We start from the raw sequence: 25244 nt of genomic DNA, 5'->3' as shown, positions 1-25244 counted from the left end.
GTCTCACCTGGCGCGGATTGCGGCGTCGGTGGGCTGCACCCCGGCGCTCATCACCCGGACCAGCACCCGGTCGCCGGAGGCGACCGGCCGCGGCAGGTCACGAACCCGCAGCACCTCGGGCGGGCCGAACGCGTCGATGGCGGCCGCCCGCATCAGCGGGCCGGTCATCGGGCGGCCGTCGCACCGGTGATGAAGCCGGCCAGCTCGCCGGCCGAACGGCTGCCCGCCAGCATCCGATCTCCGATCACCACCGTGGGGACCGAACGGATCCCGCGCCGGACGGCCTCCCGGTGATCGGCCGTCACCTCCTCGGCGAACGCCGGGCCCGCCCGCAGGGCATCGGCGTCGGCGGCCGCCAGCCCCATCGAGCGTGCCAGCTCCGCGATGACCGCCGGGTCGCCGATGTCCTTGTTGCGGCGCAGGTGCGCGTCGAACACCGCGTCCCAGGCGGCGTGCTCGTCGAGGCCGCGCGCGCTCGCCAGCTTCAACAGCCGGTGTGCCGGCCGGGAGTCCAGCCCGAGCGCGGTGCCGAGGTTGATCTCCAGGTTCTCCCGGCGGCCCTCGGCGCGGATCGCCGCGCTCTTGGCCTGCCACGCCGGCGGCTCCATGCCCCATTCGGTGACGGCGAGCTCGGCGATCGTCCGCCCGGGTTCCGGGCCGCCGTCGGGTTCCAGCAGGAAGCTCCGATGGCGCACCCGCACCTCGGCGGGGACCTCGCCGGCCGCCGCGCGCAGTCTCCGCGACCCGATCCAGCACCACGGGCACTTCACATCGCCCCACATCTGCACGTCGATCATCCGGATGGCTCCTCGGTCCGCTACGTCAAGTTCGCTTCAGCTAGAGTCGACTACATCAAGTGGACTTGACGTCAAGTTCCGCCCGAGCGAGGTGAAAGGCGCCGGCGATGCCGCAGATCCAGGAGAACGTGGTCTGGCTGAGACCCGGCCAGCTGGCCGAGCGGGCCGGGGTCGCGGTGTCGGCCCTGCACTACTACGAGAGCCTCGGCCTGATCCACAGCCGGCGGACCGCGGGCAACCGGCGCGAGTACCGCCGCGACACCCTGCGGATCCTGGCCTTCATCCGGGCCGCCCAGCGGGTCGGGGTGAGCCTGGAACGGATCAAGGAGGCGGTCGACCAGCTCCCCCGGGAGGGGCTGCCGACCAAGCGCGACTGGGCGCGCATCTCCCAGCGGTGGCACGACGACCTCACCGAGAAGATCACCTACCTCACCGGGCTGCGGGACCGGTTCTCCGACTGCATCGGCTGCGGCTGCCTGTCGCTGAAGTCATGTCCCTACTCCAACCCCGACGACATCCTGGGGGCCGACGGCCAGGGCGCGCGCAGGTTCCCCTGATCCGGCCCGATTCCGGGGGCCGCCGGTCTCCGGTCCGTCCCGACGGGCCGCCCGCCGCCGGCGCGTCCGCCGGTCGCCCGGCCCCCGCTGCCGCCGGGCCGACCCCCGTCGCCCGTGATGCGGAGGGGCGGAGGAATTCCGAGCTGAAATTTTCACGAGGCGGCGAGATATTTACACAGCTCGCCTGCCCGCCGTCCGCTCCGTGCTTGACCTCCGGCTGAGGGCACAACCACACTCCGCTGGAGTGTCACCCTGTCGCGCACCCGGCTGAGCGGCCCGAACACCCCTGGTGTCCGGGTGCCGGATTCGCGGGAAACCGATTAACGAAATAACCGCCACGTCATTAACGGAACGATATGACGTCGATTGTTATCGCTCACATCGGTATGGGCCGCCCCAGGGTGGCGAACCGGCGCCGGCCGGGCCGGCGGGATCGAGACAGCGCTGTTCAGCACCGACAGCCAAGAGGACGGGACATGACGCAAGATCGTAACGTGGCCGCGAGCGGCGAGCGCAAGACGCTGAGCCGGCGGAACATCCTGGCGACGATGGGGACCGTGCCGGTCATCACGGCCGCGGCGTCGCTGGTGGGCGCCTCGGAGGCCGCGGCCGCCACGGCGGTCATCGACCCCTCGACCCAGCGCCAGACGATCAAGGGCTTCGGCGGCATGGCGCACGCGGCCTGGATCGGTGACCTGACGGCCGCCCAGCGGGACACGGCCTTCGGCACCGGCGAGGGCCGGCTGGGGTTCTCGATCCTGCGGATCCCCGTCGGCGAGACGCAGTCGGACTGGAGCCGGGACCTGGCCACCGCCCAGCGCGCGGCCCAGGTCGGGGTGACCGTCTTCGCCTCGCCGTGGAACCCGCCGGCCAGCATGATCGAGACCTTCACCCGGGGCAGCCAGACCAACGCCAAGCGCCTGCGCGCCAGCTCCTACGCCGCCTACGCGCAGTGGCTGAACGACTTCACCACCTACATGAAGAACAACGGGGTCAACCTGTACGCCATCTCGGTGCAGAACGAGCCCGACTACGCGCACGACTGGACCTGGTGGACCTCGGCGGAGATCGTGAAGTTCCTGCGGGAGAACGCCGGCTCGATCAACACCAAGGTGATGGCGCCGGAGTCCTTCCAGTACATCAAGAGCATGTCGGACCCGATCCTCAACGACCCCACCGCGCTCGCCAACGTGGACATCATCGGCGCCCACCTGTACGGCACGGCGTACTCGAACTTCCCCTACCCCCTCTTCCAGCAGAAGGGCGCGGGCAAGGAACTGTGGATGACCGAGGTCTACTACCCCAACAGCACCGACTCGGCGGATCTGTGGCCGCAGGCGCTCGACGTGGGCGAGCACATCCACCGGTCCATGGTGGACGCCGAGTTCCAGGCGTACGTGTGGTGGTACATCCGGCGCAGCTACGGCCCCATGCGTGAGGACGGCCAGATCAGCAAGCGCGGCGCGATGATGGCGCACTACGCCAGGTTCGTCCGCCCCGGCTACGTGCGGATCGGCGCGACGGCGACCCCGGCGTCCAACGTCTTCGTCTCGGCGTACAAGAGCGGCAGCACGATCGTCATCGTCGCCATCAACAAGAACACCTCCGCGGTGAGCCAGCAGTTCACCGTGTCCAACACCACGGCCAACAGTGCCTCCTCCTGGGTGACCGACGCGAGCAGGACCGTCGCGCCGCAGGGCGCGGTCGCCGTCTCGGGCGGCTCCCTCACCGCCTCGCTGCCCGCCCGGAGCGTGACGACCTTCGTCCTCACCACCGGTTCGATGCCGTCGCCGAGCCCGACGCCGACCGTCACCCCAACGGTCACCCCGTCGCCCACTCCGACGCCCACCGGCGGCACCGGCGCGGCCCGGGTCGCCTACACGATGAACTCGTGGAACACCGGCTTCACGGCCAGTATCAGCATCACCAACACCGGGACCTCGACGATCAACGGCTGGACGCTGGCCTTCACCCTGCCCTCCGGCCAGTCGATCACCTCCGGCTGGAACGCCACCTACTCGCCGTCCAGCGGTCAGGTGAGCGCCCGCAACGTCAGCTTCAACGCCACGATCGCTCCTGGCGCCACCATCGACATCGGCTTCCAGGCCAACCACACCGGGAACACCGCCGAACCGACCGCCTTCACCCTCAACGGTGAACCCTGCACCGTGGTCTGACCGGCGGCGATCCGGTCCCTGAGCCCGACCAGGGAAGGGGAGGGGGTGCGGCCCCTCCGGCGAGGGAAGGGCCGCACCGGTTCGCGCGGCCATGCCGCGGGCGGTTCGTCGCCTCCGCCCGCGGCATGGCCGCCGGCCTCCCGCGGCCGATCAGCGGCCGCGGCCGGGCCGGTCCACCCGGTACACGTAGTGCCAACGATCGTCGATGGGGTTGTCCGGCTCCAGGTTCCCCTCGCCGGCCCGGCGCAGGCCGGCCTTCTCCAGGGCCCGCCAGGACGCCCGGTTGGCCGCCACCACCGGCACGATCACGCAGGACGCCGCCGGGTGGTCGGCCCAGGTCAGCGCGATCACCTCGGCGATCATCCGCGGGCCGAGACCGCGCCCGGTCATTCCCGGCTCGCCGATCAGGTAGTCGATGGACATCGCCCCGGCCGGCACCGCCACGATCGGCGCCAGCTCGCGCTCGTACTCCGGGTAGTCGGCGTACCGGGAGCGCTGCACCAGCCCGGCGGGCACGCCGTCCAGCAGGACCAGCAGGTCCTCCGACGGCTCCTCGCCGCGGGCCGCCGGGCCGAAGTCGCGCCGCACCGCCTCGGCGGAGGTCTCGTGGTGCCACCACCGGGCCACGTGCGGCTCGGCCAGCCACCGGGCGAGCAGCGGGAAGTCCGCCTCGGTCAGCCGGCGGAAGGTGATCGTCACAGCGCGCTCCGAAGGGCCGGATCCGGCAGGGCCCCGCCGACGCTAGCAAGGCGGCCGGGCGTCAGAAACCGGATTTCCCGCCGGCTCCGGGCCAGGTGCGGTCCAGGAACCCGGCGATCAGCGGGGCGATCGCCGGCAGCTGGTCCTCCAGCGCGAAGTGGCCGGTGTCGAACAGGTGCAGCTCGGCGTCGGGCAGGTCGCGCAGGTAGGCGCGCGCCCCCGGCTCGGGAAAGAACGGGTCGTTCCGTCCCCAGGTGATCAGCGCCGGTGGCCGGTGCGCCCGCAGCCACGCCTGCCAGCGCGGATAGCGCTCCACGTTGGCGTGGTAGTCGAACGCCAGCGAGATCTGGGCCTCCTTGCGGCCGGGCAGGTCGAGGAAGTGCTGGTCCAGCGTCCAGCCGTCCGGTGCGACGGCGTCGAGATCGCCCACCCCGGTCTCGTACTGCGTCCGGGTGCCGGCCAGGGTCATCAGCTCGCGGACGGCCTCCTCGCCGCCCGGCGTCTCCGCGCGCAGCGCGACGAAGTCCCGGGCGGCGGGGGACAGGCCCTCGGCGTAGGCGTTGCCGTTCTGCACCACCAGCCCGGCCACCCGGTCCGGCAGCCGCTCGGCCAGCCGCAGCCCGACCGGCGCGCCGAAGTCGAACAGGTACATGGTGAACCGGTCGAGCCCGAGCCGGCGGACGAACCCTTCGACGACGCCGGCCAGCGCGTCGAAGGTGTAGGCGAACCCGTCGGGCGCCCGGGTGTGCCCGAAGCCGGGATAGTCCGGGGCGACCAGCCGGTAGCGGGTGCCGAGCACGTCGATCAGCCGCCGGAACTGGTGCGACGCCGACGGGAAGCCGTGCAGCAACAGCAGGACGGGCGCGTCCGGCCGCTCGGGCGCCGACTCCCGGTAGAAGACCTGAACTCCGTCGACGTCCAGCCGGCGGTGGACGACCCGGGGGACGAGCGGAAACGTCATGACTAATGCCTCTTTTCGTTCTGATGGCATTAGTTCTAGCCCGCACCTGGCTAATGGGTCAAGTCGGGGAAGTACCATTAAGCTATGAACGATCCCGTGCCGCTGATCGGCGAGCCGGTGGCTCTGGACCTGGTCAACACCCGCCCGCACACCCCCGCCGGCCCGGTCGACCTGCTCGCCATCCCCGCCGGACTCGCCGCCTGGCTCGACCTCCAGGCGGGCCTTCAGGCCGGCCGCCTGCCGGAGCCGGCGGCCCGCCTGGTCCCGGCCGACCTGGCCGCCGTGCACGCGGTCCGTGACCACACCGCCGCCGCCCTCGACCGGGCCCGCCGCGGCGAACGACCGCCCGCCGCCGCGCTGGCCGGCCTGAACCAGGCCCAGCTGGGCGCCCCGGCGATCCACGAACTCACCTGGGACGGCGCCACGCTCACCGCCGCCCGCCGGCGCACCGGCCCGCCGGACCTGCGCCTGGCCGGCTGGCTCGCCGAGCAGGCCGCCATCTTGCTGGCCGACCCGGCCGTCACCCGGGTCCGCGCTTGCGAGGCCGCCGACTGCGTGATGCTCTTCCTGCCCGCCCACCCGCGCCGCCGCTGGTGCTCACCCGCCCGCTGCGGCAACCGCACCCGAGTGGCCCGCCACTACCACCGCCACCACCGACCCTGACCGCCTCGCCGGGATCAGGCCGGCCATCGGTGATCAGTCCTCCCTGACCCGGATGATGGTCCGGCCGGGGGTGCGCGGGCCGGGGGTGAACGCGGCGGGCGCTTCGGGGAGCGTCCGCACGGCGCCGATGATCGGCTTGAGGCGTCCGTCCCGGACCCGCTGGACGAGGTCGGCGAGCCGGGTGCGGTCCGGCTCGACGACGAAGAACACCGCCCGGCCGCTACGGGGCTGGACCTTGGGCGGCGCGGCGATGGTCACCAGGGTGCCGCCAGGACGCACGACGGCGGCGGAACGGTCGCAGACGTCGCCGCCGATCACGTCGAGCGCCACGTCGACCTCGCCGGCGTCGTCCAGCGGGTCGGCCTGCAGGTCGAGGAAGGCGTGCACGCCGAGACCGAGCGCGAGGTCCCGGTCGGCCGCCCGGCCGGTGCCGATCACCCGGGCTCCCGCGTCCCGGGCGAGCTGCGCCGCGAGCGAGCCGACGCCGCCGGCGACACCGTGGATCAGGACGGTCTGGCCGGCCGCGAGGCGGCCGTGGTCGAACAGGCCCTGCCAGGCGGTCAGCCCGGAGATCGGCAGTGCGGCGGCCACGGTGTGGTCCACGTCCGCCGGAAGCGGGGCGAGGTTGCGGGCCTCCACGGCGGTGTACTCGGCCAGGGAGCCGTCGCGGGCCCAGTCGGCAAGCCCGAACACCCGCTGGCCGACGGTGAGGCCGGTGGTTCCGTAACCCAGCGCCGCGACGACCCCCGACAGCTCGTGTCCGGGCACGCTCGGCGTCCGGTCGCGGCCGGCCCGGTCGGTCCAGGTCGCCGGCCAGTCGAGCTCGCCGGGGGTGAAGCCGGCGGCGTGCACCCGCACGATGACGTCGTTCTCGGCGGCATGGGGGTAGGGCAGGTCCGTCAGCCGCGGTCCGGCGACTCCGGCCTCGCGGTCTTGGACGGTGATGGCTCGCATGGCGGTTCCTCAGGCTCCTCGGATTCTCAGATGGTGGCCGGTCAGCTGGGCCAGGGCGAGCCGACGATGCGCTCGACCGTCGTCACGCGCGTGAAGCCGGGGATGAAGTGCTCCAGCACGTCGGAGTTCACGGTGCCGTTCGTGGTCTCGGGGCGGTTCCGGAGCCCGTCGGCGTAGGTGCGCAGGAAGTCGTTCTTGAAATCCCCGCGGGGATGGACGGCGACGATCTCCCGCAGCCGGTCGGGGTCCAGCACGTCCAGGCCGAAGCCGACCACGTCGGTCAGCACGCCGAAGTGGGTGGTCGCGATCTCCGGGGCCATCCGGCCGGGTATACCGGGGGTGGTGTGCAGCGCGATCGCGGTCCAGACGGTCTCGGCGGCGGCCGTCGAGAACCCCCGGGCGAGCAGGAACCGGCGCGCGTGGTCCGCGCCGTCGACCTCGAAGCGCTGCTCGGCCTCGGAGAACGGGGTCAGCAGACCGGTGTCGTGGAACATGGCCGCCAGGTAGAGCAACTCCGGGTCCGGTGCCACGCCGAGCCGTTGAGCGTGCAGCAGGCCGAACAGGAAGACCCGTCGGGAGTGGTGGTAGATGAGCGGGCTGGTCATCTCCTGGGCGTGCCTGGTCGCCTCGGCGGCCGCCGCCGTCTCCGGAATCGCAAGTCCCGCGATGACCTCTGGCATGACCTCCGGCTTTCGAGACGGCGCGCCGGCCGCGAATCGCGTCCGGCCTCCATCATGGTGCCCGCCGATCGGCGGGCACCACCGCCGTCGGGCGGTCGGGATTCCCAAGCCACCGCCACCGGGGGCGACCATGGGCGCCGGCGGCGATCCGGGGCTCCGCTGGGGCTCCTCCTGGTCTGCGGAGCGCGCCAGGGCGCGATCGGACAGCGGCCCTGAGGGCTGCTCATGCGTGAGCCGGGCCTGATCTTCCCCGGCCGCCGAGGTGGCGCCGCCCCACGCGAAGCGGGCCGCGGCATCCGGCCAGGGGATCACCGGCTTCCGCTCTCGGCATCGTGCGGAGCGGATGTCCTGGACCGGGTGCCGCGGCGCGCTCAGATCACGAAGTCATCGGCCTTGTCGGCCATCGACCTTCTAGCAGTTGTTCGACCAGCGGTGGCTGGCGATGTTGTTGTTCGTTGTCTGGCCCTGGCCGGCCAGGCCGTCCCAGGAATAGTAGATGCCGCTGAGATTGTTGAGGTAACGGCCGTTCCACAGGCAGATGTGGGAGCCGCCGTAATTCGTATTGTAGTAGAGATCGACGTCCTCGTACGCGCCGGCGTAGCCGCGGTTCTCCAGGGAGCTCGCCCGATTGCGCATCCACGACGTGTTGCCGGAACAATTGTCCCAATTGGAGTCGTTGCCGGCCCACCGGCACCAGGCGCCGGTCCTGTTGATGCCGTCCCACGCGTACAGATTGCCATCCGCGGCCGCCGCCGAAACGTTCTCGGCTGCCGGCGCGTCGTCGGCCTGCGCGGCACCGGGAACGGCGAGCAGAGCGAGAACGGCGATCCCTAAGGCCGTCATGGCCTTGCCACCTCTGTTCAACTTCTTCTCCTTCTATCATTGTGGGAGGGTTCCGTCGGGGTCCTACCGCGCGTCCACGATGGAACGAGCGCGTTTTAACGCTTCGAATTCCAGGAGCATCCTGGTACGGGCCTCGTTCCGGTACGCCTGCAGCAGTCGTGCGCTGTATTTCTGGTCCAGGCGCCGGGCGGTGGCGGCCAAGCCGCTACTCGCCGCGCATCCGGCCTCGGCGACCGCGGCACGGATCGATTCATCCGGCGGCGCGGTATTTCCCGGAGTGGCGTAGGAGGAGCGCGCTTCATGGGGATCCGCATAATCAAGCCCCTTTTCTCGCATGCAGGTGGACCACCTCTTGGTCGATTCGGTGAAGGCGGCATCGGCGATGACCTGCCGTTGGCCGATCCCTTTGAGCATGTCGGTCACCGTGGTGACGCGGAACCAGGTTCGCAGGTCACCGTAGAGCTCCCGCTGGGCGCGGGCGACGCAGCCATCGTCGATCCGGCCGACGATCATCCCGTTGGGGGCCTTCACTTCGATGCGTCCGGCCGATCGGCTGCCATGGAGGGCGTCGAGGGCGCTCTGGCGTCGCGCGGGTGAAAGACCATCGAAATACCGCCGGTTCGGGTCGGACGCGCGGACCTGATCGCGTCGCGCCTGGATATCTCCGCCATAGCCGTGTCGTGACGCCCACTGCACATCGTCGATGACATACGGAAAGTCGCGATCTTCCGGCGTCGGGCGCCGCGGAAAAATCCACATCTTGAAGCCGCGGGACTCCATGCAGGAACGCGTCAGCAGTTTCTCGGCGTCATGCAGCAGGTCCTTCTCCTGCTCGGTGAGCGGTCGAAGGGTGTCGATGGACGCGTGAACGGCCCGGACGGAAACCGGCTGGGCCGGCGGATAAGAGACGGTCGCCAACACGGCCCCGCCAGTGAGTATGACGATGCTCCGCAGGCGAAGTCGCATGTCGATGTCCTCCCCGGGCGCGCTGTCACGTCGTGAAACACCTGTTTCGCCCTGACCAGAACAGATCTCCATCAGCGGAGACGGATGAGGTGCTCGATTTCTCTTATCCTGCGCGCCGTCGCCGCCACCGTACAAACGGTTTTGAAGGAGATTGAAACATCAAGGTGAGAGAGATGATCCAGCGCCCGGCGCCGAATCCGTGAAAGGGTCGCTCAGGCGCCGATGATTCCGTCCCCTATCGGCCGGCGGCACTTTGAGATCATTGATGCCGAGGAATTCGCCGGCCGGATATGGTGTTTATGGGCGTGCGCCCGTCGGGGGATGGGAAGGACGGGTCAGCCGGAGTGGGGGAGCAGGCCGCGGTCCAGGGCGGTGGTGACGGCGGCGGTGCGGTCGGAGACGCCGAGCTTGCCGAAGACGCGCAGCAGGTGCGTCTTGACGGTCGCCTCGCTGATGAACAGCCGCCGGCCGATGTCGGCGTTGGTGAGCCCCCTGGCCACCAGTGCCAGCACCTCGGCCTCCCGTGGGGACAGCGATTCGGCGACCGGGGCGCGCATCCGGCTCACCAGCTTGGTGGCGACCACCGGCGACAGCACCGTCTCGCCGCGCCGGGCGGCGGCGACGGCGGCGACCAGGTCGCCGCGTGAGGTGTCCTTCAGCAGGTATCCGGCGGCGCCCGCCGCGACCGCGCGCACGATGTCCTGGTCGCCTTCGTGGGTCGTCAGCACCACCACCCGGCTGTCGGGGCGGTCGGCCAGGATGCGTTCGGTGGCGCTCACCCCGTCGCCGCCCGGCATGCGCAGGTCCATCAGGATGACGTCCGGCACCAGTTCCCGGGCGCGGACGACCGCCTCGTCACCAGAGCCCGCCTCGCCGACGACGGTGATCTCCTGGCCGGCCTCCAGCATGCCGCGCAGCCCGAACCGGACCACCGGGTGGTCGTCCACCAGCAGTACCTTGATCGTCTCGGTCATGCCGTCTCCTCGGCGGGCAGTCGCACGGTGACCAGGGTTCCGCGCCCGGGGGCGCTGTCCACCGTCACCTCGCCGCCGGCCTGCGCGGCCCGCTGCCGCATCGCGGTCAGGCCGTAGCCGCCCGCGCCGCCCGGCGGACGGTCGGCCGGGAAGCCGGTGCCGTCGTCGCGGACGTGCAGGGTCACCTCGCCGTCACCGTAGTCGATGCCGACGGCCACCGAGGCGGGCGTGGCGTGCTTGCGCACGTTGGCCAGCGCCTCCTGCGCCGATCGGACCACTACCACCTCGGTGCGCGGTCGCAGCGGCCGTGCCGCGCCGGTCACGGTGAACGTGGCCGGGACGCCGAGCTCGTCGCCGATCCGGCCGGTGATCCGGCGCAGCGCCTCGTCCAGCGGCGAGCCGTCCAGCGGCGCCGGGCGCAGCGCCTCGATCAGCGCCCGCGCCTCGGCGAGGTTCTCCCGCGCCGTCCGCGCGGCCAGCTCCAGGTGCCGGGCCGGGTCCGGCCGCGCCTCGGCGGCCTGGATCAGCATGATGATGCTGGTGAATCCCTGGGCCAGCGTGTCGTGGATCTCCCCGGCCAGCCGCTCGCGCTCGGCCAGCGCGCCGCGCTCGGCCGACAGCCGGGCCACCTCCGCCCGGCTCGCCTCCAGCTCGGTGATCAGCTCCGCCCGCTCCCGGCTCTGCGTCGTGATCCGGTCCAGCCACCCACCGAAGACCACGCAGAAGAAGACGGTGGTCGTCGCGATGGTGACCAGGTTGAAGGCCCCGCCCACGCTGCGGTCGACGAACGCGAACCGCAGCGCGCAGGGCAGGGCCAGCGCCAGCACGCCGCCGATCGCCTGGTTGCCGCGGTGCAGCGTGATGAACGCCTGGGGGCACAGGCCGAACAGCGCGAAGGTGCAGGCGGGGTCGAGCAGCACGGCCGGGGTGAACAACGCGACCAGCAGCGCGATGTAGGCGATGCCCCACCGGTAGGCGTCGCGGGCGACGGCGGGGCGGCCGACCCACGCCCAGGCCGGGATGATCGCCAGCAGCAGCCCGGCCACCAGCAGCCGGTGGGGTGCCGGCGCGTCCTCGGTCAGCACGAACGCCGCGGGCACCAGCACCGAGACGACGAGCAGGCCGTCCCAGCCGCGCCGGCTGTTCTCCCAGGCGTGCGGCCCGGCCGCCCCGGCGCCGGGCCGCTCGTCGGGCACGATCATCCGTCGTGCCGGCCCTTCCAGCGGAACGTCGCCAGGCACAGCACCAGTCCTCCGGTGACCCAGGCCGCCAGCACCAGCGCCACCCGGTCCAGCTCGTAGGAGCCGGTGACCTCCAGGGCGGCCCCCGCCTCGCCCAGGAAGACCGAGCGGAATCCCTGGCACATCCACTTCAGCGGGAAGAACGACGCCACCCGCACCAGCCAGTCCGGCAGCTGCGAGATCGGCACGAAGACGCCGGAGATGAACTGCAGCACCACGAACGGCAGGGTGACCACCACCGAGGCGCTCTTGCCCGACCGGGGCAGGCTGCTCGCGGCGACGCCCAGCAGCGCCGAACCGGTGACGCCGAGCAGCGCCACCCAGCCGAAGGTCAGCCAGCCGCCGGCCCCTTCCGGCGCGGGCAGGTCGTACAGGGTGAAGCCGATGGCCAGCAGGACGGCGGCCTGGACGACCGACGACACCAGCACCTGCCCGGCCTTGCCCAGGAAGTAAGCGCTTCGTGGCAGCGGGGTGCCGGCCAGCCGCTTGAGGGTGCCGTCGTCGCGGTCCATCGCGATGCCGATCGCCAGGCCCTGGAACGCCGTCATCACCCCGGCGCCGAGCAGCCCGGCGACGTAGACCTGCGACACGCTGATCCCGGTGCCCTCCACCTGACCAGCGAAGATCGACCCGAAGATGACCAGCAGGACGATGGGGAAGGCGAAGACGAAGATCGCCGAGTCCTTCTCCCGGAAGAACATCAGGGTCTCCACCCGGGCCCGCGCCCAGCCGAGCCGCAGCGCGGACGGCAGGCCGGGCGCGTGGGGGACCGTCGCGGCGACCGGCCCGGTCATGGTGTCACTCATCACGAACTCCCTTGATCAGGCGGAGGTAGACGTCTTCGAGGGTGGGGCGGGTGACGGTCAGCCCGGGGATCTCGCCGCCGAAGCGGGCGGCCAGCTCCACCACGGTCCGGGTGGGATCGCCGGTGGCCAGGGTCCGGGGGGCGCCGTCCTCGGTCCAGGTGATCTCGGTCATGGCGGCCGCCCGCCCGCCGAGCGTGCCGGGCGGCCCTTCGGCGACCACCCGGCCGGCGGCGATCACCGAGACCCGGTCGGCGAGGGCCTCGACCTCGTCCAGGTAGTGGGTGGTCAGCACGATGGTGGTGCCGTCGCCGGCCAAGGATCGCACCAGCGCCCAGAACCGCCGGCGCGCCTCGGGATCGAACCCGGTCGTGGGCTCGTCCAGGAACAGGATCTCCGGCCGGCCGATGATACCGAGCGCGACGTCCACCCGGCGGCGCTGCCCGCCCGACAGCCGCCGGACCCGGCTGCCCGCCTTGCCGGCCAGCCCCACCTGGGCCAGCACCTCGTCCGGGTCGCGCGGGTCGGGGTAGTAGGCGGCGAAGTGGCGTACGGTCTCGCGCACGGTGAGCTCGGCCGCGTCGCTCGCCGTCTGCAGGACGATGCCGAGCCGGGAGCGCCACCGGCGGGTCGGCCGGCCGGGGTCGGTGCCCAGCACGCTCACCTCGCCGCCGTCCCGCCGCCGGTAGCCCTCGAGGATCTCGACGGTGGTGGACTTGCCCGCGCCGTTCGGCCCGAGGATCGCGTAGACCTCACCCGGGTGGATGGACAGGTCGATCCCGCGGACGGCCCGCACCTCGCCGTAGCGCTTGGTCAGGCCGCGTACCCGCACTGCTGTCTGCGTCATGCCTCGACGATCTCGCGCCACCGCCCGGTCCCGGCACCGGCGACCGGTGGACCCGGTGTCCACCGAACGGTGGACACCGGCCGGGCACCCGACCGGCCCGGCGCCCTCAGGCGAGGGTGAAGCGGACCTCTCGGGTGGTCAGGTCGGCACAGGTGAGGCGGACCCGGACCTTCTCCCCCAGGGGGAGGTCCTCGCCGTCGCAGCGGGCGATCACCGCCGGGTCGGTGACCTGGACCACGCCGCGCGGCCGGCCCTCGTCGACGTCCACCACGACCGCGTCGAAGTCCTGCCCGACCCGGTCGCGCAGCACGAACGCCTCCACCAGGTCCACGCAGGCGCGCTCGGCGGCCGCGGCGCGGCGCCCGGCGCCCTCCATCAGCGCGGGCAGTTCGGCCAGGGCCTGCTGCACCGGTTCGGGCACCGGCACGCCCGCGGCCACCGCCAGGCAGACCTCGGTGGCGTACCGGTCGGCCAGCCGGCGCAGCGGGGCGGTCACGTGCGCGTAGGGCGCGGCGACGGCGGCGTGCCCGGCCTCGGCGGGCGGCTCGCCGTTGAAGGCGGTGTAGCCGGCGCCGCGCAGCAGCACCAGCGCCTCCTTCAGGAACGCGGCGCTGCCCGGCTGCCCGAGGTCCAGGCCGCGGACCGCCTCGCCGAACGAGGCGCCCTCCGGCCAGGAGACGCCGAGCGCGGCGGCCACCCGCCGCACCCGGGCCACCTCGCGGGCCGGCGCGGGCGGCAGGGTGCGCAGCACGCCCATCTCGGCGTCCAGCATCATGGTGGCCGCGGCGATGCCGGTGAGCTGGGAGATCTGCGCGTTCCACTCCTCGGCGGGCAGCGGGGTGCGGTATTCCAGCCGGTAGCCGTCGCCGTGCGCGACCACCTCCTGCTCGGGGGCGGGCAGGGTCACCCCGCCGCGCTCGGCCTCCAGCGCCTGGCGCAGCCGGCCGACGACCGGCAGCAGGCGCAGCGTGCCGTCGGCGGTGCCGGTGTCGACGGCCGCCTGCACGTAGTCGTAGTCCAGCCGCTCGCGGCTGCGCACCAGCGCCCGGGAGACGTCCACGCCGACGGTGCGGCCCTCGGCGTCCAGGTCGACGCACCACAGCGCGGCGGGGCGGTCGACGCCGGGCAGCAGGCTGGCCGCGCCCTCCGACAGCACCGGCGGGTGCAGCGGCACCCGGGTGTCGGGCAGGTACACCGTGGTGCCGCGCCGCCGCGCCTCGGCGTCCACCTCGTCGCCGGGCCGGACGAACGCGGCGACGTCCGCGATGGCGTACCAGACCCGAAAGCCGCTCGCCCGCTCCTCGATGCACAGCGCCTGGTCCAGGTCCATCGAGCCGGGCGGGTCGATGGTGAGCAGCGGCAGGTCGGTGCGGTCGGCGCGGCCGGCGTCGCCGTGCGCGGCCGGCGCGGCCGGCGCGGCGGCGGCCCGGCCGGCCTGAGCCAGGGTGCCGGCCGGGAAGTCCTCCGGCAGCGACAGCTCGGCGCGGACCCGCTCGAAACCCTCGGCCAGGCGCGGCGCGCCGGAGACGTGGATGCTGTGGTGCACGGTGGATCCCCTCGTCAGCCGGCCAGCGCGGCGAGCAGGCGGTTCAGCGGACCGTCCAGACCGTACCGGTCGGCCAGCGCGACCAGCGCCTCGGGGTCGCGGGCCGCCACCGGCCGGGTGATGGACACCTCGGCGGGCAGCGGCGCGTCGGCGGCGACCTTCACCACCGCCGGGGCCACCGCCAGGTAGTCGCGGGCCTTTTCGATCTTCAGCCGGCTGCCGGCCGGGAACCCGTCCACCGTGCCGCCGTCCAGCGCCGCCAGCATGGCCTCGATCGAGCCGAACCGGGTGATGAGCGCGGCGGCGGTCTTGTCGCCGACCCCCGGCACCCCGGGCAGGCCGTCGCTGGGATCTCCGCGCAGCGTGGCGAAGTCGGCGTAGGCGCGGCCGGGGATGCCGTACCGCTCGGTGACCGCGGCCTCGTCGAACACCTGCAGATTGCGAATTCCCTTTATCGTGTAAAGGACCCGGCACGGTTGATCGTCGTTCACCAGCTGGAACAGGTCCCGGTCACCGGTGACGATGTCCACCGCGCCGGACGCCCCCGCCGTATAGCTGCCGATGACGTCGTCGGCCTCGTACCCCGGCACGCCGACCCGGGCGATGCCCACCGCGTCCAGCACCCGCTCGATCACCGGGACCTGCGGGGCCAGCGTGTCGGGCACCTCTTCGGTGTCGCCGGTCGCGACCCGGTGCGCCTTGTAGGAGGGGATCGCGGCGACCCGGAACGCCGGCCGCCAGTCGGCGTCCATGCAGGCGACCAGCTCGGCGGGGGAGTACCCGCGCACCAGCGTCGCGATCATGTCGACCAGCCCGCGGACGGCGTTCACCGGCATGCCGTCGGGGGCCTTCATCGACTCGGGGACCCCGTGGTAGGCACGGAAGTACAGCGAGGGGGTGTCCAGAAGCATCAGCCCAGCCATGGGCCTATCTTTCCAGCACTCCCACCGCCAGCAGACAGGTGTCGTCCTCGGCGTCCGGCCCGGTGGCCGCCTCGACCAGCCGGGCGACCTGTTCTTCCAGCCCGTCGGCGCAGCGCAGCGCCCCCGCCGCGGCGACCGCCGCGGCCAGGCCCTCGCCGATGTCGGCGCCGCGCCGCTCCACCAGCCCGTCGGTGTACAGCAGCAGCACGTCCCCCGGGCGCAGCGCCAGCCGCCGCCGGCCGTAGCGCTGCCCGGACCCGCCGCCCAGCAGCACGCCGGGTGGCGGCGCCAGCGCGCGGGCGGCACCGCCGCGCACCAGGATCGGCGGCAGGTGCCCGGCCTGCGCCCAGACGAACTCGCCGGACTCCGGCCGCAGGTGGCCGACCACCGCGGTGGCGGTGGCGTCCTCGCCGCTCTGGCAGACCAGCTCGTTCAGCCAGCCCAGCAGCCGGTCCGGCGGCTGCCCGGTCATGCCGAGCCCCACCAGCGCGTGCCGCAGCCGGGCCATCCGGGCGACGGCCGGCGAGCCGTGCCCGGCGGCGTCGCCGACGGCCACCAGCACCCGCCCGCCGGGCAGCGGAGACGCCTCGTACCAGTCGCCGCCCAGGCTGGACCCCTGCCCGGCCGGGACGTAACGCACCGCGATGTGCACGCCGGGCAGCCGGATCGAGGTGCCCGGATCAGGCAGGATGGCGTCGCGCAGCGCCAGGGAGACGTGCCGCTCCTCGACCCACCGGCGCTGCGCCTGCATCAGCCGCCGGCGCAGGTCGGCGGCGGTTCGGTGCGCGTGCGCCAGCCGGACGCGCAACCGGGGGACGGCCTCGGCGGCCGCCCGGGGCACGCCGCGGGGGGTCACGGTGCCCGGGTCGTTCGGTGTGGGGAGGGGTGGCGGTGCGCCGCCCACGACGCCGACCATGCAGCAGCTCGCTCTCGGGAACAACCATAGTTGGACGACAGGCGGCGATCCGTGATCGCTCCTATCCGAATAGTAGCCAGCGCCGGACGCGGGCGAGCGGTGTTCGCGATGGTGGGGCTCCCGATCCCGTCCGGGGGGTACAAGTGGCCACGGACCGGTGGAATACATTGGGCCTGTGACAACGACGTCCTTCGATCTGTACCCGGTCGGCCGGGTGGCCCGGGTCCGGGAGGCGGCCGCCGCCGCCGGCCTGGACGCCCTCCTGCTGACCCCCGGCCCCGACCTGCGCTACGTCACCGGATACGACGCGCTGCCGCTTGAGCGGCTCACCTGCCTGGCGGTGCCCGCCGAAGGCGAGCCGTTCCTGGTGGTGCCCCGCCTGGAGCTGCCCGCGGCGCAGGCCTCGCCCGCCGCCCGGCTGGGCGTGGAGTTCGTCGCCTGGGACGAGACCGACGACCCCTACGCCCTGGTCGCCCGCCGGCTCGGCCCGGTCGCCACGGTCGGGCTGGCCGACCGGATGTGGGCCATGCAGTCGCTTCGCCTGCGGGCCGCGATGCCCGGCGCCGAGCAGGTGCTCGCCGGGACGGCGCTGCGCGGGCTGCGCATGCGCAAGAGCGAGGCCGAGGTCGCCGCGCTGCGCGAGGCCGGCGCCGCCATCGACGCCGTGCACGCGCAGGTGCCCGGCTTCCTCAAGGCCGGCCGCACCGAGCGCGAGGTGGGCCGCGACATCGCCGAGGCGATCGTCGCCACCGGGCACGCCACCGTCGACTTCGTGATCGTCGGCTCCGGCCCGAACGGCGCCAGCCCGCACCACGAGCTGTCCGACCGCGTCATCCAGGCCGGCGAGCCGGTGGTGGTGGACATCGGCGGGCAGATGCCGAGCGGTTACTGCTCCGACTCCACCCGCACCTACAGCGTCGGCGAGCCGCCGGCCGACTTCGCCGCGTACTACGAGGTGCTGCGCCGCGCCCAGGAGGCGGCCTGCGACGCGGTGCGCCCGGGGGTGTCCTGCGAGTCGATCGACGCCGTCGCGCGCGAGGTGATCACCGAGGCCGGGTTCGGCGACAGGTTCATCCACCGCACCGGCCACGGCATCGGCCTGGAGGCCCACGAGGAGCCCTACATCGTGGCCGGGAACGCCGAGCCGCTGGCCCCCGGGTTCGCCTTCTCCATCGAACCGGGCATCTACCTGCCCGGCCGGCACGGCGCCCGCATCGAGGACATCGTGGTGTGCGGCGAGTCCGGCGGCGAGCGGCTGAACCTGCGCCCCCGCGAGCTCGTCGTCGTATGACCCCGGCCGCCCTCCCCCCGAAAGGTGACCGCACGTGACCCCGCCGCCGGTCGAGCGCTCCCTGCCCACCCTCGAGGCCCGCGACCTGATCGACCTGGTGCGCGAGCTGGCCGCCCGGGAGGTCGCGCCGCGCGCCGCCGCCGGCGAGGCCGCCGGGACCTTCCCCCGCGAGGTGTTCGCCACGCTGGGCGACGCCGGGCTGCTCGGCCTGCCCTATCCCGAGGAGCATGGCGGCGGCGGCCAGCCGTACGAGGTGTACCTGCAGGCGGTGGAGGAGCTGGCCGGCGCCTGGCTGGCCGTCGGCCTCGGCGTGTCGGTGCACACCCTGGCCTGCTTCCCGATGGCCTCCTACGCCGACGCCGGCCGGCGGGCCGGCCTGCTGCCGGAGATGATCGGCGGCGGGCTGCTCGGCGCGTACTGCCTGTCGGAGCCGCAGTCCGGTTCGGACGCCGCCGCGCTGACCACCCGGGCCGAGCGCGACGGCGACGGGTACGTGCTGCAGGGCGTCAAGGCGTGGACCACCCATGCCGGGGAGGCCGACTTCTACACCGTGATGGCGCGCACCTCCGGTGCCGGGGCGCGCGGCATCTCCTGCTTCCACGTGCCGGCCGGCGCGCCGGGCCTGTCGTTCGGCCGGCCCGAGCGCAAGATGGGCATGCGGTCCTCGCCCACCGGCCAGGTCCGGCTGGACGGGGTGCGGCTGCCCGCCGAGGCGCTCACCGGCGCCGAGGGCGAGGGCTTCCGCATCGCCATGGCCGCGCTGGACGGCGGGCGGCTCGGCATCGCGGCCTGCGCGGTCGGCGTCGCCCAGGCCGCGCTGGACGCCGCGACGGCCTACGCCCGCGAGCGCCGCCAGTTCGGCTCGCGCGTCGTCGACTTCCAGGGCGTCGGCTTCCTGCTGGCCGACATGGCCACCCAGGTCGCCGCGGCCCGCGCCCTGTACCTGGACGCGGCCCGGCTGCGCGACGCCGGCCTCCCTTACGGGACGCGGGCGGCGATGGCCAAGCTGTTCGCCACCGACACCGCGATGAAGGCGACCACCGACGCGGTGCAGGTGTTCGGCGGCTACGGCTACGTCGAGGACTTCCCGGTGGAGCGGCTGATGCGCGAGGCCAAGGTGCTGCAGATCGTCGAGGGCACCAACCAGATCCAGCGCGTGGTCATCGGCCGCGCCCTGGCCCGCGACGGAGGCTGACGCCGTGCCGCTCCGGCACCTCCGGCGTTCCGCTGCCGCGCTCCGCCGCGCCGGTTTCCGCCACGCGTTGTAGCGCTGCGTGACGCGCTGAATGTCGTAACAGGCAGGTTTTGTCGATTATTCGGAGGGACTACGCTCTGGCGGCACCATGATCATTTAGTCGATGCGCGGGGGTGCCAATGAACGTTTACTCGCCGGCCGGCGCCGGCAAGGTGCACATCCAGACCGGGGCGGTGACCGGGCTCGCGACCCGCCTGCAGCGTGTGGAGGAGGAACTCGCCGGCACGTACGACTACGCCTCGCTCGGGTACGACCTGCTGGGCTGGGGGCTGGCGGACCGGCACGCCAAGGCGGCGTGGTGCACCGGCGGGGCGGTCGACTACGCGGTGAAGAACCTGTACGCCAGGGTCGCGTCCACCGGCTATGCCAACCACACCATCACCGAGTACATGATGCAGTGCGCGAGTGCCTACAAAGGGCAGGAGGCCGAGTTCGCCAAGCGCATCGGATGGATACGGGAGGGCAACCGGCCGATCAAGGAGGACCTCGGCGACCTGATCCCTAAGCGGGTGTGGCACGGGGTGATCCCGGAGCCGAAGTGGAACGGCAAGGACTTCGACTACCATCCCTTGCCGGCCGAGCCGCCGACCTGGGAGGACGACGGCTGGTCCCTGCTGAAGGCGGGCGGTCCGTGGTACGCGCAGACGGCGGAGAGGCTCTTTCACGATCTCGGTGGCAGCAGCCTGCCGTACGCCGCCGAGCTCACCCGCAACGCCGCCGCCAAGGTGCGGGGCCTGTCCGACGCCTACGCCGCGGCGCTGAAGGAGCTGGCGACCATCTGGCCCGACGGCCAGGACGCGGACCTGACCCGGCGGGTGCTGGAGAAGTCGCGCTCGAACCTCTACCGGATCTCCGATATCGGTAAGCGGCTGGCCGGCGAGCTCGACTTCCTCGGCGCGAACGCCGAACGCTGGCGGGAGGAGCTGCGGGGCCTGGTCTACCCTCTCGGAATCCGCTGGTTCGCCGGCGCCGGCGATGAGGTGCGGCAGTACATGGGAGGCATGACCGAAGAGCTGCACGTCTCATACAACCGGATCCGCGGCCAGTGGGCGGAGCTGGCCGCGGTGCCCATCCTCCGGTTCGGCCGCGAAGACGATGACAACGGCTGGGACCCCTACGGCTCCGACTGACCACCGTCCCGCCGGCGCCGCGCCGCCCGGCCGGGCGGCGATCAGACGCCGAGGCCGGGCAGTTCGTCGCTGGTGAAGGCCAGGCGCAGCGCGGGGATGGTGGCGTCGTCGATGAAGGCGTAGAAGTCGAAGTCCCAGAACCGGTTGCCCTTCTCGCCCGGGGTGGCGTCCTTGACGGCCAGCACGCCCGGCTCGGTGCCCCGGTGCCGGGCGTACCACTGGTCGACGAAGAAGCAGTCCGGCCCGTAGGTCTTGATGTCCTTCACATCGCCGTCGGCGCGGCCGACCACGACATAGGCGTGCCCGCTGCCCCCGGTGGTGTCCAGCAGGTTGAGCACCTCCACCTTGACGCCCTTGCCGAGCAGGTCGGGCTGGTCGGCCAGCATGCCGATGACGCAGCAGGCGAACAGCGTGCAGTTGCCGCCGAGGAGTCCCTTGTAGTTGGCCCGCCCGGCGGCCACGTACTGGTCGCGCAGCCGCCGGCGGGCCTCGGCCAGGTTGCCCGCGGTCACCGGCCCGCCGAGGCCGGCGGCGTCGCCCAGCGTGCGCAGGTGCACCTTCTTGATCTGGTCGAAGGACCGGCCGTCCGGAATGATCTCTGGAACGTTCCCGCCGCCGGCCGGCGCCGACCGCTCGGCCTGCTTGACCCCGGTCTCGATGAGCTGCGGCCAGGCGTTCCACAGCTTGGCGCCGGCCATCTTGGTGTTGGTGATGGCGGCCTGCACGGCGCTCATCCGGGTCTGCTTGGCAGTGCCGAGCGGTCCTTCACTCATGGCGACCTCCTGGTCACATATCGGAGCGAATCCCGATACTGTCGGCGCTTAGTGGAGATGGCAATACATTGGCCTGTTTCGGACGTTGACCCGGAGATGCGGCAGGTGCAAGCGGCGGGAAACCCGGCTGCAAGGCGGGCGCCCTACCGTCGGAGCGTGTCGAAGAACATCCTGGCCGGTGCCGCGCTGACGGCGGCGAGCCTACTGATCCTCACGCCCGGACCCGCGTCCGCGCGGGCCGCCTCCGCCGTCCCGGCCACCACTGTTCCGGTCGCCGCCGCGGCGTCCGGGGCCGCTCCGGCCCCGGCCACCGTGGCCAGGCGGCTGTTCCGCGCCTGGCTGCGCGCCGACCGTCCGGCGGCCGCCCGGGTGGCCACCCCCGCCGCGGTGGCGGCCCTGTTCGCCTACCAGTACCGCGCCCCCGACGAGTTCGCCGGCTGCACCGGCCGGGTCTGCCGGTTCCGGCACACCAGCGTGCGGGTGCGCGGCGGGCTGGACGGCATCCTCATGATCGTCTCTGGGGCCAAGGTCACGAAGGTGTACCGGTCGCGGGTGCTGGCCACGCCTTCGGCGGCCGCCCGCCACCTGTTCGCCGCCTGGCGGCACGGCGACCGCTACCGCGCGCTGGAGGCCGCCACCGGCCCGGCCGTCGCCACGCTGTTCCGCAACAGGTACGACCCGCGCGGCGTCGCCTACCACTTCCAGGGCTGCTCGGCCGAGCCCAAGGGGCGGGCCTGCGCCTACTCCTACGAGGGCGGCGCGCTGATCATGCACGTGCGCGGGTCGCGGTCCACGGGGTACGAGGTCGGCTCGGTCGGCGCCATCGCCGACTGAGCGCGTGTCGTCCCCGCGGCCGGGCCTGGCCCGCCCACGCCCGCCCGGCCGCGGGGACCACTGTCGCGCGGGGATCACTGGCGCGGGGTCCGCGGTCGCGGCGGCAGCCGTGGGCCCGGCCATGACACGGTCCCTGCGACCATGCCGTGACCGCTTGGTGACGACTTGGGGGACGAAAGGGGCCGCGGGCGCGCTACCGTTTGCGGAGTGGAGGAGATCGATCGCCGAATCGTCACGTTGCTGGCCGCTGACGGCCGGATGAGCTTCACCGACCTGGCCAAGGAGACCGGCCTGTCGGTGTCGGCCGTCCACCAGCGGGTGCGCCGGCTGGAGAAGCGCGGGGTGATCCGCCGCTACGCCGCGCTGGTGGACCACGACGCGGCCGGGCTGCCGCTCACCGCGTTCGTCTCGATCAAGCCGATCGACCCCTCCGCGCCCGACGACGCGCCGGAGAAGCTGGAGCACCTGTCGGCCATCGAGGCATGCCACAGCGTCGCGGGCGACGAGAGCTACATCCTCAAGGTGCGCGTCGGGTCGCCGATCGCGCTAGAGCACCTGCTGCAGCAGATCCGGGCCTCGGCGGGGGTGTCCACCCGCACCACGATCGTGCTCAGCACCCCCTACGAGCACCGCGTCCCCGACCTCGGCGAAGCGCCCTGAGCCGGAGCGCCCCTGGGCGGCCGGGGCGCCCGGCCGGCGGTTCGCGGTGTTCCGCTTTCCCGCGTGCCGGGCCGGCAGGGGATGGTGGCCGCGGCCGCTGACAACGAAAAAGCCGCCTCGGATGGGCGGCACGGTGAGCTGGCGGGGTTCTGCTATTCTATGGCCCTGTTGTCACTTTTTTCGCATAGGCCAATTTAGCCCGGAGTCTCACATTACTACCAATGCTAATGGCGAACCGCCCGGCCGTCAACCCGAGCCGGCCCGGCGCCGGGAACTGGCCCGGGAGCAGGATTACGTGGCCGGCCTGTACCGCCGGCTGGACCTGCTGCGGGTGCGCACCCAGCGGCAGCTCGACGACGTGCTGGCCCAGGGCGGCGGCGGAACCCACCAGAACCGCTCCGAGCGCGACACCTTCGCCGTCATGTACGGCGAGCGGCTGGCCCGGCTGTGGGCGGTGGAGAACGGCCTGTGCTTCGGCCGGCTGGACCTGACCTCGGAGGAACGCCCGCTGTACATCGGCCGGCTGGGGCTGTCGGACGACGACCAGGCGAGACTGCTGATCGACTGGCGGGCACCGGTCGCCCAGCCGTTCTACCGCGCCACCCCCGCCGCCCCGATGGGCGTCACCCGCCGCCGCCACCTGCAGACCCGCGGCCGCCGGGTCATCGGCGTCAACGACGACCTGTTCGACCTGGACCGGCTCACCGACGCCGACCGCGCCACCCTGAACGGCGAGGCCGCCCTGCTGGCCGCGCTGGACGAGAAGCGCACCGGCCGCATGCGCGACATCGTGGCGACCATCCAGGCCGAGCAGGACCGCATCATCCGCGGTGAGCTGTCGGGGATCCTGGTGGTACAGGGCGGTCCGGGCACCGGCAAGACCGTGGTCGCGCTGCACCGCGCCGCCTACCTGCTCTACACCCACCGCGAGCGCCTGGCCCGGCGCGGTGTGCTCATCCTGGGCCCCAACCTGACCTTCCTGCGCTACATCGAGCAGGTGCTGCCCTCGCTCGGCGAGACCGACGTGCTGCTGTCCACCGTCGCCGACCTGTACCCCGGGCTGACCGCCACCGCCCGCGAGCCCGCCGCGAGCGCGGCGGTCAAGGGCGCCGCCCGGATGGCCGAGGTGATCGCCCGGGCGGTCGCCGACCGCCAGCGCATGCCGTCCCGGACCATCGAGATCGACCTCGGCCGCCACACCCTGCGGCTGGACCAGCGGATCTGCGAGGCCGCGCGCGGCCGGGCGCTGCGCAGCCGCCGCCCGCACAACCAGGCCCGCGCGGTGTTCGTCCGGCACATCCTCACCACGCTGGCCAAGCAGGCCGCCAAGGCCCTCGGCCGCGGCATGCTGGAAGAGGACGAGCTCGCCGACCTGCGCGAGGAACTGCGCACCGAGCCGGCGGTGAAGGCGGCGCTCAACCGGCTGTGGCCCTACCTGACCCCGCAGCAGTTGCTCATCGGGCTGTTCTCCTCCCGCGAGCGGATGGCCCACGCCGGGCTCACCGCCGCCGAGCAGGACGCGCTGCTGCGCCCGCCGCCGCGCGGCGGCGCCGCCGCCGGCTATTGGACCGAGGCCGACGTGCCGCTGCTGGACGAGGCCGCCGAGCTCCTCGGCGACATCGACCCCATGGTGCTGCGCGCCGCCGCGCTGCAGGCCGAGGAGGAACTGGCCGCCGCCCGCCGCGCCGAGGCCGCCGAACGTGACGCCGAGCTGGCCTACGCCCGGGAGGTGCTCGAGCTGACCGGCATGTCGGAGATCATGGACGCCGAGCGGTTCGCCGCCCGGCACCGCGACGACGACCTGCACCTCACCACCGCCGAACGGGCGGCCGCCGACCGCACCTGGGCCTTCGGGCACATCATCGTGGACGAGGCCCAGGAACTGTCGCCGATGGCCTGGCGCATGCTGATGCGCCGCAGCCCCAACCGCTCGATGACCATCGTCGGCGACCTGGCCCAGACCGGCTCGGCGGCCGGCGCCGCCACCTGGGCCGAGATGCTGGACCCCTACGCGGCCGGACGGTGGCGGCAGGAGACGCTGACGGTCAACTACCGCACGCCCGCCGAGCTGATGGCCCTCGCCGCCGACGTGCTGCCCCTGGTCGGGCCGGGCCTGCGCGCCCCGCGTTCGGTGCGCGAGAGCGGCGAGCCGCCCTGGGCGCGCCGGGTGGACGACCTGGCCGGGCTCGCGCCGATCGTCGCCGGCCAGATCGTGCCGGACGGCCGGCTGGCGGTCATCGTGCCGGCCGCCCGGGCCGCCGAGATCGGTTCGGCGGTGGCGGCGCGGGTGCCCGGCGCGGTGGCCGGGCCGGGCGCCGACGCGCTGGAGGCCCCGGTGGCCGTCCTCACCGTCGCCGAGGCCAAAGGCCTGGAATTCGACCGCGTGGTGCTCGTGCAGCCCGGGGAGATCTTGGCGGACTCGCCCCGCGGTGCCGGCGATCTTTACGTGGCGCTGACCCGCGCCACCCGCGGGCTTGGCGTCGTGCACACCGGCGAGCTGCCCGCGGTGCTCGGCCGGTGCCGTGCCGCGCCGGGGACCTGACAAGATCGCCGGCCGGGTCCCGCCGGTGGCCGCCGCCGGGCACCCGCGCCGCGCGGCGCAGAAGCGGAGAGAGCGCCGAAAACCACGCGCCCCGGAGTGCCGACATGGGCCACATGACGGCATTGGCGCTGCTCACGTCTCCTGTCCTAGCTGCGAAAACTTGGTGTTTCCGCTGATCGGGACACGGTTGACATCTGAGCTGAGGTCGGTAG

Annotated in this window: 25 protein-coding genes; 9 read left to right on the top strand and 16 right to left on the bottom strand. The window is 73.0% G+C overall.

The genetic code is table 11. The features are described 5' to 3' along the window. Nucleotides 1-3: 3 nt before the first annotated feature. Both Sru01_RS15330 and Sru01_RS15325 read right to left on the bottom strand, forming a co-directional pair. Nucleotides 4-168, bottom strand: coding sequence for a hypothetical protein (locus Sru01_RS15330; protein WP_239137443.1), 165 nt, complete (start codon nt 166-168; stop codon nt 4-6). Next, entirely contained in the window at nt 165-797 is a 633-nt protein-coding gene (locus Sru01_RS15325; RefSeq protein WP_203985187.1) for a DsbA family oxidoreductase, read from the bottom strand. The genes Sru01_RS15330 and Sru01_RS15325 overlap by 4 nt, the downstream gene beginning before the upstream one ends. Before the next feature lie 107 nt (nt 798-904). Here Sru01_RS15325 and soxR point away from each other — a divergent pair, with 107 nt between their 5' ends. Beyond that, nucleotides 905-1354, top strand: a complete 450-nt coding sequence (gene soxR / locus Sru01_RS15320; protein ID WP_203985186.1) for a redox-sensitive transcriptional activator SoxR — start codon at nt 905-907, stop codon at nt 1352-1354. Nucleotides 1355-1830: 476 nt separating this feature from the next. Next, complete coding sequence (gene xynC / locus Sru01_RS15315) at nt 1831-3531, top strand: glucuronoarabinoxylan endo-1,4-beta-xylanase XynC (protein WP_275412174.1); 1701 nt, start codon at nt 1831-1833, stop codon at nt 3529-3531. A 150-nt stretch (nt 3532-3681) separates the two neighbouring features. On the opposite strand, the gene Sru01_RS15305 is transcribed toward xynC, so the two are convergent. Together Sru01_RS15305 and Sru01_RS15300 are read right to left on the bottom strand one after the other, a co-directional pair. After that, entirely contained in the window at nt 3682-4230 is a 549-nt protein-coding gene (locus Sru01_RS15305; RefSeq protein WP_203985185.1) for a GNAT family N-acetyltransferase, read from the bottom strand. 61 nt (nt 4231-4291) lie between these two features. Further along, complete coding sequence (locus Sru01_RS15300; RefSeq protein ID WP_203985183.1) at nt 4292-5191, bottom strand: alpha/beta fold hydrolase; 900 nt, start codon at nt 5189-5191, stop codon at nt 4292-4294. Between the two features lie 84 nt (nt 5192-5275). Here Sru01_RS15300 and Sru01_RS15295 point away from each other — a divergent pair, with 84 nt between their 5' ends. Further along, on the top strand, nt 5276-5854 hold the full coding sequence (locus Sru01_RS15295) for a CGNR zinc finger domain-containing protein (RefSeq protein ID WP_203985182.1): 579 nt from the start codon (nt 5276-5278) through the stop codon (nt 5852-5854). A gap of 33 nt (nt 5855-5887) precedes the next feature. Here Sru01_RS15295 and Sru01_RS15290 read toward each other — a convergent pair whose 3' ends face one another. From Sru01_RS15290 to Sru01_RS15240, 11 genes are all read right to left on the bottom strand, one after another. After that, nucleotides 5888-6808 carry an NADP-dependent oxidoreductase gene (locus Sru01_RS15290; RefSeq protein ID WP_203985181.1) on the bottom strand — a complete coding sequence of 307 codons (921 nt, stop codon included), beginning with the start codon at nt 6806-6808 and terminating at the stop codon, nt 5888-5890. A gap of 41 nt (nt 6809-6849) precedes the next feature. Then, nucleotides 6850-7488, bottom strand: coding sequence for an HD domain-containing protein (locus tag Sru01_RS15285; protein ID WP_203985180.1), 639 nt, complete (start codon nt 7486-7488; stop codon nt 6850-6852). A 411-nt stretch (nt 7489-7899) separates the two neighbouring features. Next, nucleotides 7900-8352: a peptidase inhibitor family I36 protein gene (locus tag Sru01_RS15280; protein ID WP_239137442.1), complete on the bottom strand. Its 453-nt coding sequence runs from the start codon at nt 8350-8352 to the stop codon at nt 7900-7902. A 42-nt stretch (nt 8353-8394) separates the two neighbouring features. Beyond that, complete coding sequence (locus tag Sru01_RS15275; RefSeq protein WP_203985179.1) at nt 8395-9297, bottom strand: hypothetical protein; 903 nt, start codon at nt 9295-9297, stop codon at nt 8395-8397. 335 nt (nt 9298-9632) lie between these two features. Further along, entirely contained in the window at nt 9633-10271 is a 639-nt protein-coding gene (locus tag Sru01_RS15270) for a response regulator (RefSeq protein WP_203985178.1), read from the bottom strand. Continuing rightward, nucleotides 10268-11512 carry a sensor histidine kinase gene (locus Sru01_RS15265; protein ID WP_203985177.1) on the bottom strand — a complete coding sequence of 415 codons (1245 nt, stop codon included), beginning with the start codon at nt 11510-11512 and terminating at the stop codon, nt 10268-10270. Before Sru01_RS15265 ends, Sru01_RS15270 begins: the two co-directional genes overlap by 4 nt. Next, the gene (locus Sru01_RS15260) at nt 11470-12318 is read right to left on the bottom strand and encodes an ABC transporter permease (protein ID WP_203985176.1); all 849 of its coding nucleotides are present in this window, start codon (nt 12316-12318) and stop codon (nt 11470-11472) included. Before Sru01_RS15260 ends, Sru01_RS15265 begins: the two co-directional genes overlap by 43 nt. Next, entirely contained in the window at nt 12311-13162 is an 852-nt protein-coding gene (locus tag Sru01_RS15255) for an ABC transporter ATP-binding protein (protein ID WP_203985174.1), read from the bottom strand. Before Sru01_RS15255 ends, Sru01_RS15260 begins: the two co-directional genes overlap by 8 nt. Before the next feature lie 106 nt (nt 13163-13268). Beyond that, nucleotides 13269-14708, bottom strand: a complete 1440-nt coding sequence (locus tag Sru01_RS15250) for an RNB domain-containing ribonuclease (RefSeq protein ID WP_239137441.1) — start codon at nt 14706-14708, stop codon at nt 13269-13271. Between the two features lie 14 nt (nt 14709-14722). Next, a complete protein-coding gene (locus Sru01_RS15245) occupies nt 14723-15631 on the bottom strand; it encodes a 5'-3' exonuclease (protein ID WP_203985172.1) in 909 nt (302 codons plus the stop codon). 4 nt (nt 15632-15635) lie between these two features. Beyond that, a complete protein-coding gene (locus Sru01_RS15240) occupies nt 15636-16535 on the bottom strand; it encodes a PP2C family protein-serine/threonine phosphatase (RefSeq protein ID WP_203985171.1) in 900 nt (299 codons plus the stop codon). Between the two features lie 187 nt (nt 16536-16722). On the opposite strand from Sru01_RS15240, the gene Sru01_RS15235 reads away from it, so the two are divergent. The 3 genes from Sru01_RS15235 to Sru01_RS15225 all read left to right on the top strand — a co-directional run bounded on the left by Sru01_RS15235 (nt 16723) and on the right by Sru01_RS15225 (nt 20223). Continuing rightward, nucleotides 16723-17838, top strand: coding sequence for a M24 family metallopeptidase (locus Sru01_RS15235; RefSeq protein WP_239137440.1), 1116 nt, complete (start codon nt 16723-16725; stop codon nt 17836-17838). A gap of 34 nt (nt 17839-17872) precedes the next feature. Beyond that, nucleotides 17873-19033: an acyl-CoA dehydrogenase family protein gene (locus tag Sru01_RS15230; protein WP_203985170.1), complete on the top strand. Its 1161-nt coding sequence runs from the start codon at nt 17873-17875 to the stop codon at nt 19031-19033. 179 nt (nt 19034-19212) lie between these two features. Further along, on the top strand, nt 19213-20223 hold the full coding sequence (locus tag Sru01_RS15225; RefSeq protein ID WP_203985169.1) for a hypothetical protein: 1011 nt from the start codon (nt 19213-19215) through the stop codon (nt 20221-20223). Nucleotides 20224-20264: 41 nt separating this feature from the next. Here the strand turns inward: Sru01_RS15225 and Sru01_RS15220 are convergent, their stop codons facing one another. Beyond that, nucleotides 20265-20996: a hypothetical protein gene (locus Sru01_RS15220; RefSeq protein ID WP_203985168.1), complete on the bottom strand. Its 732-nt coding sequence runs from the start codon at nt 20994-20996 to the stop codon at nt 20265-20267. 156 nt (nt 20997-21152) lie between these two features. Between Sru01_RS15220 and Sru01_RS15215 the strand changes: the two genes are divergently transcribed. From Sru01_RS15215 to Sru01_RS15205, 3 genes are all read left to right on the top strand, one after another. Continuing rightward, nucleotides 21153-21830, top strand: a complete 678-nt coding sequence (locus Sru01_RS15215; protein WP_203985167.1) for a hypothetical protein — start codon at nt 21153-21155, stop codon at nt 21828-21830. Nucleotides 21831-22037: 207 nt separating this feature from the next. After that, the gene (locus tag Sru01_RS15210) at nt 22038-22490 is read left to right on the top strand and encodes an Lrp/AsnC family transcriptional regulator (RefSeq protein WP_203985166.1); all 453 of its coding nucleotides are present in this window, start codon (nt 22038-22040) and stop codon (nt 22488-22490) included. A 154-nt stretch (nt 22491-22644) separates the two neighbouring features. After that, the gene (locus Sru01_RS15205; protein WP_507763314.1) at nt 22645-25032 is read left to right on the top strand and encodes a HelD family protein; all 2388 of its coding nucleotides are present in this window, start codon (nt 22645-22647) and stop codon (nt 25030-25032) included. Nucleotides 25033-25244 lie beyond the last annotated feature (212 nt).

Origin of the sequence: Sphaerisporangium rufum (genome assembly GCF_016863395.1) — a bacterium.
Classification (GTDB): domain Bacteria; phylum Actinomycetota; class Actinomycetes; order Streptosporangiales; family Streptosporangiaceae; genus Sphaerisporangium; species Sphaerisporangium rufum.
The sequence above is the reverse complement of the archived record's forward strand: the minus strand, read 5'-3'. Positions and strand labels throughout refer to the sequence as shown.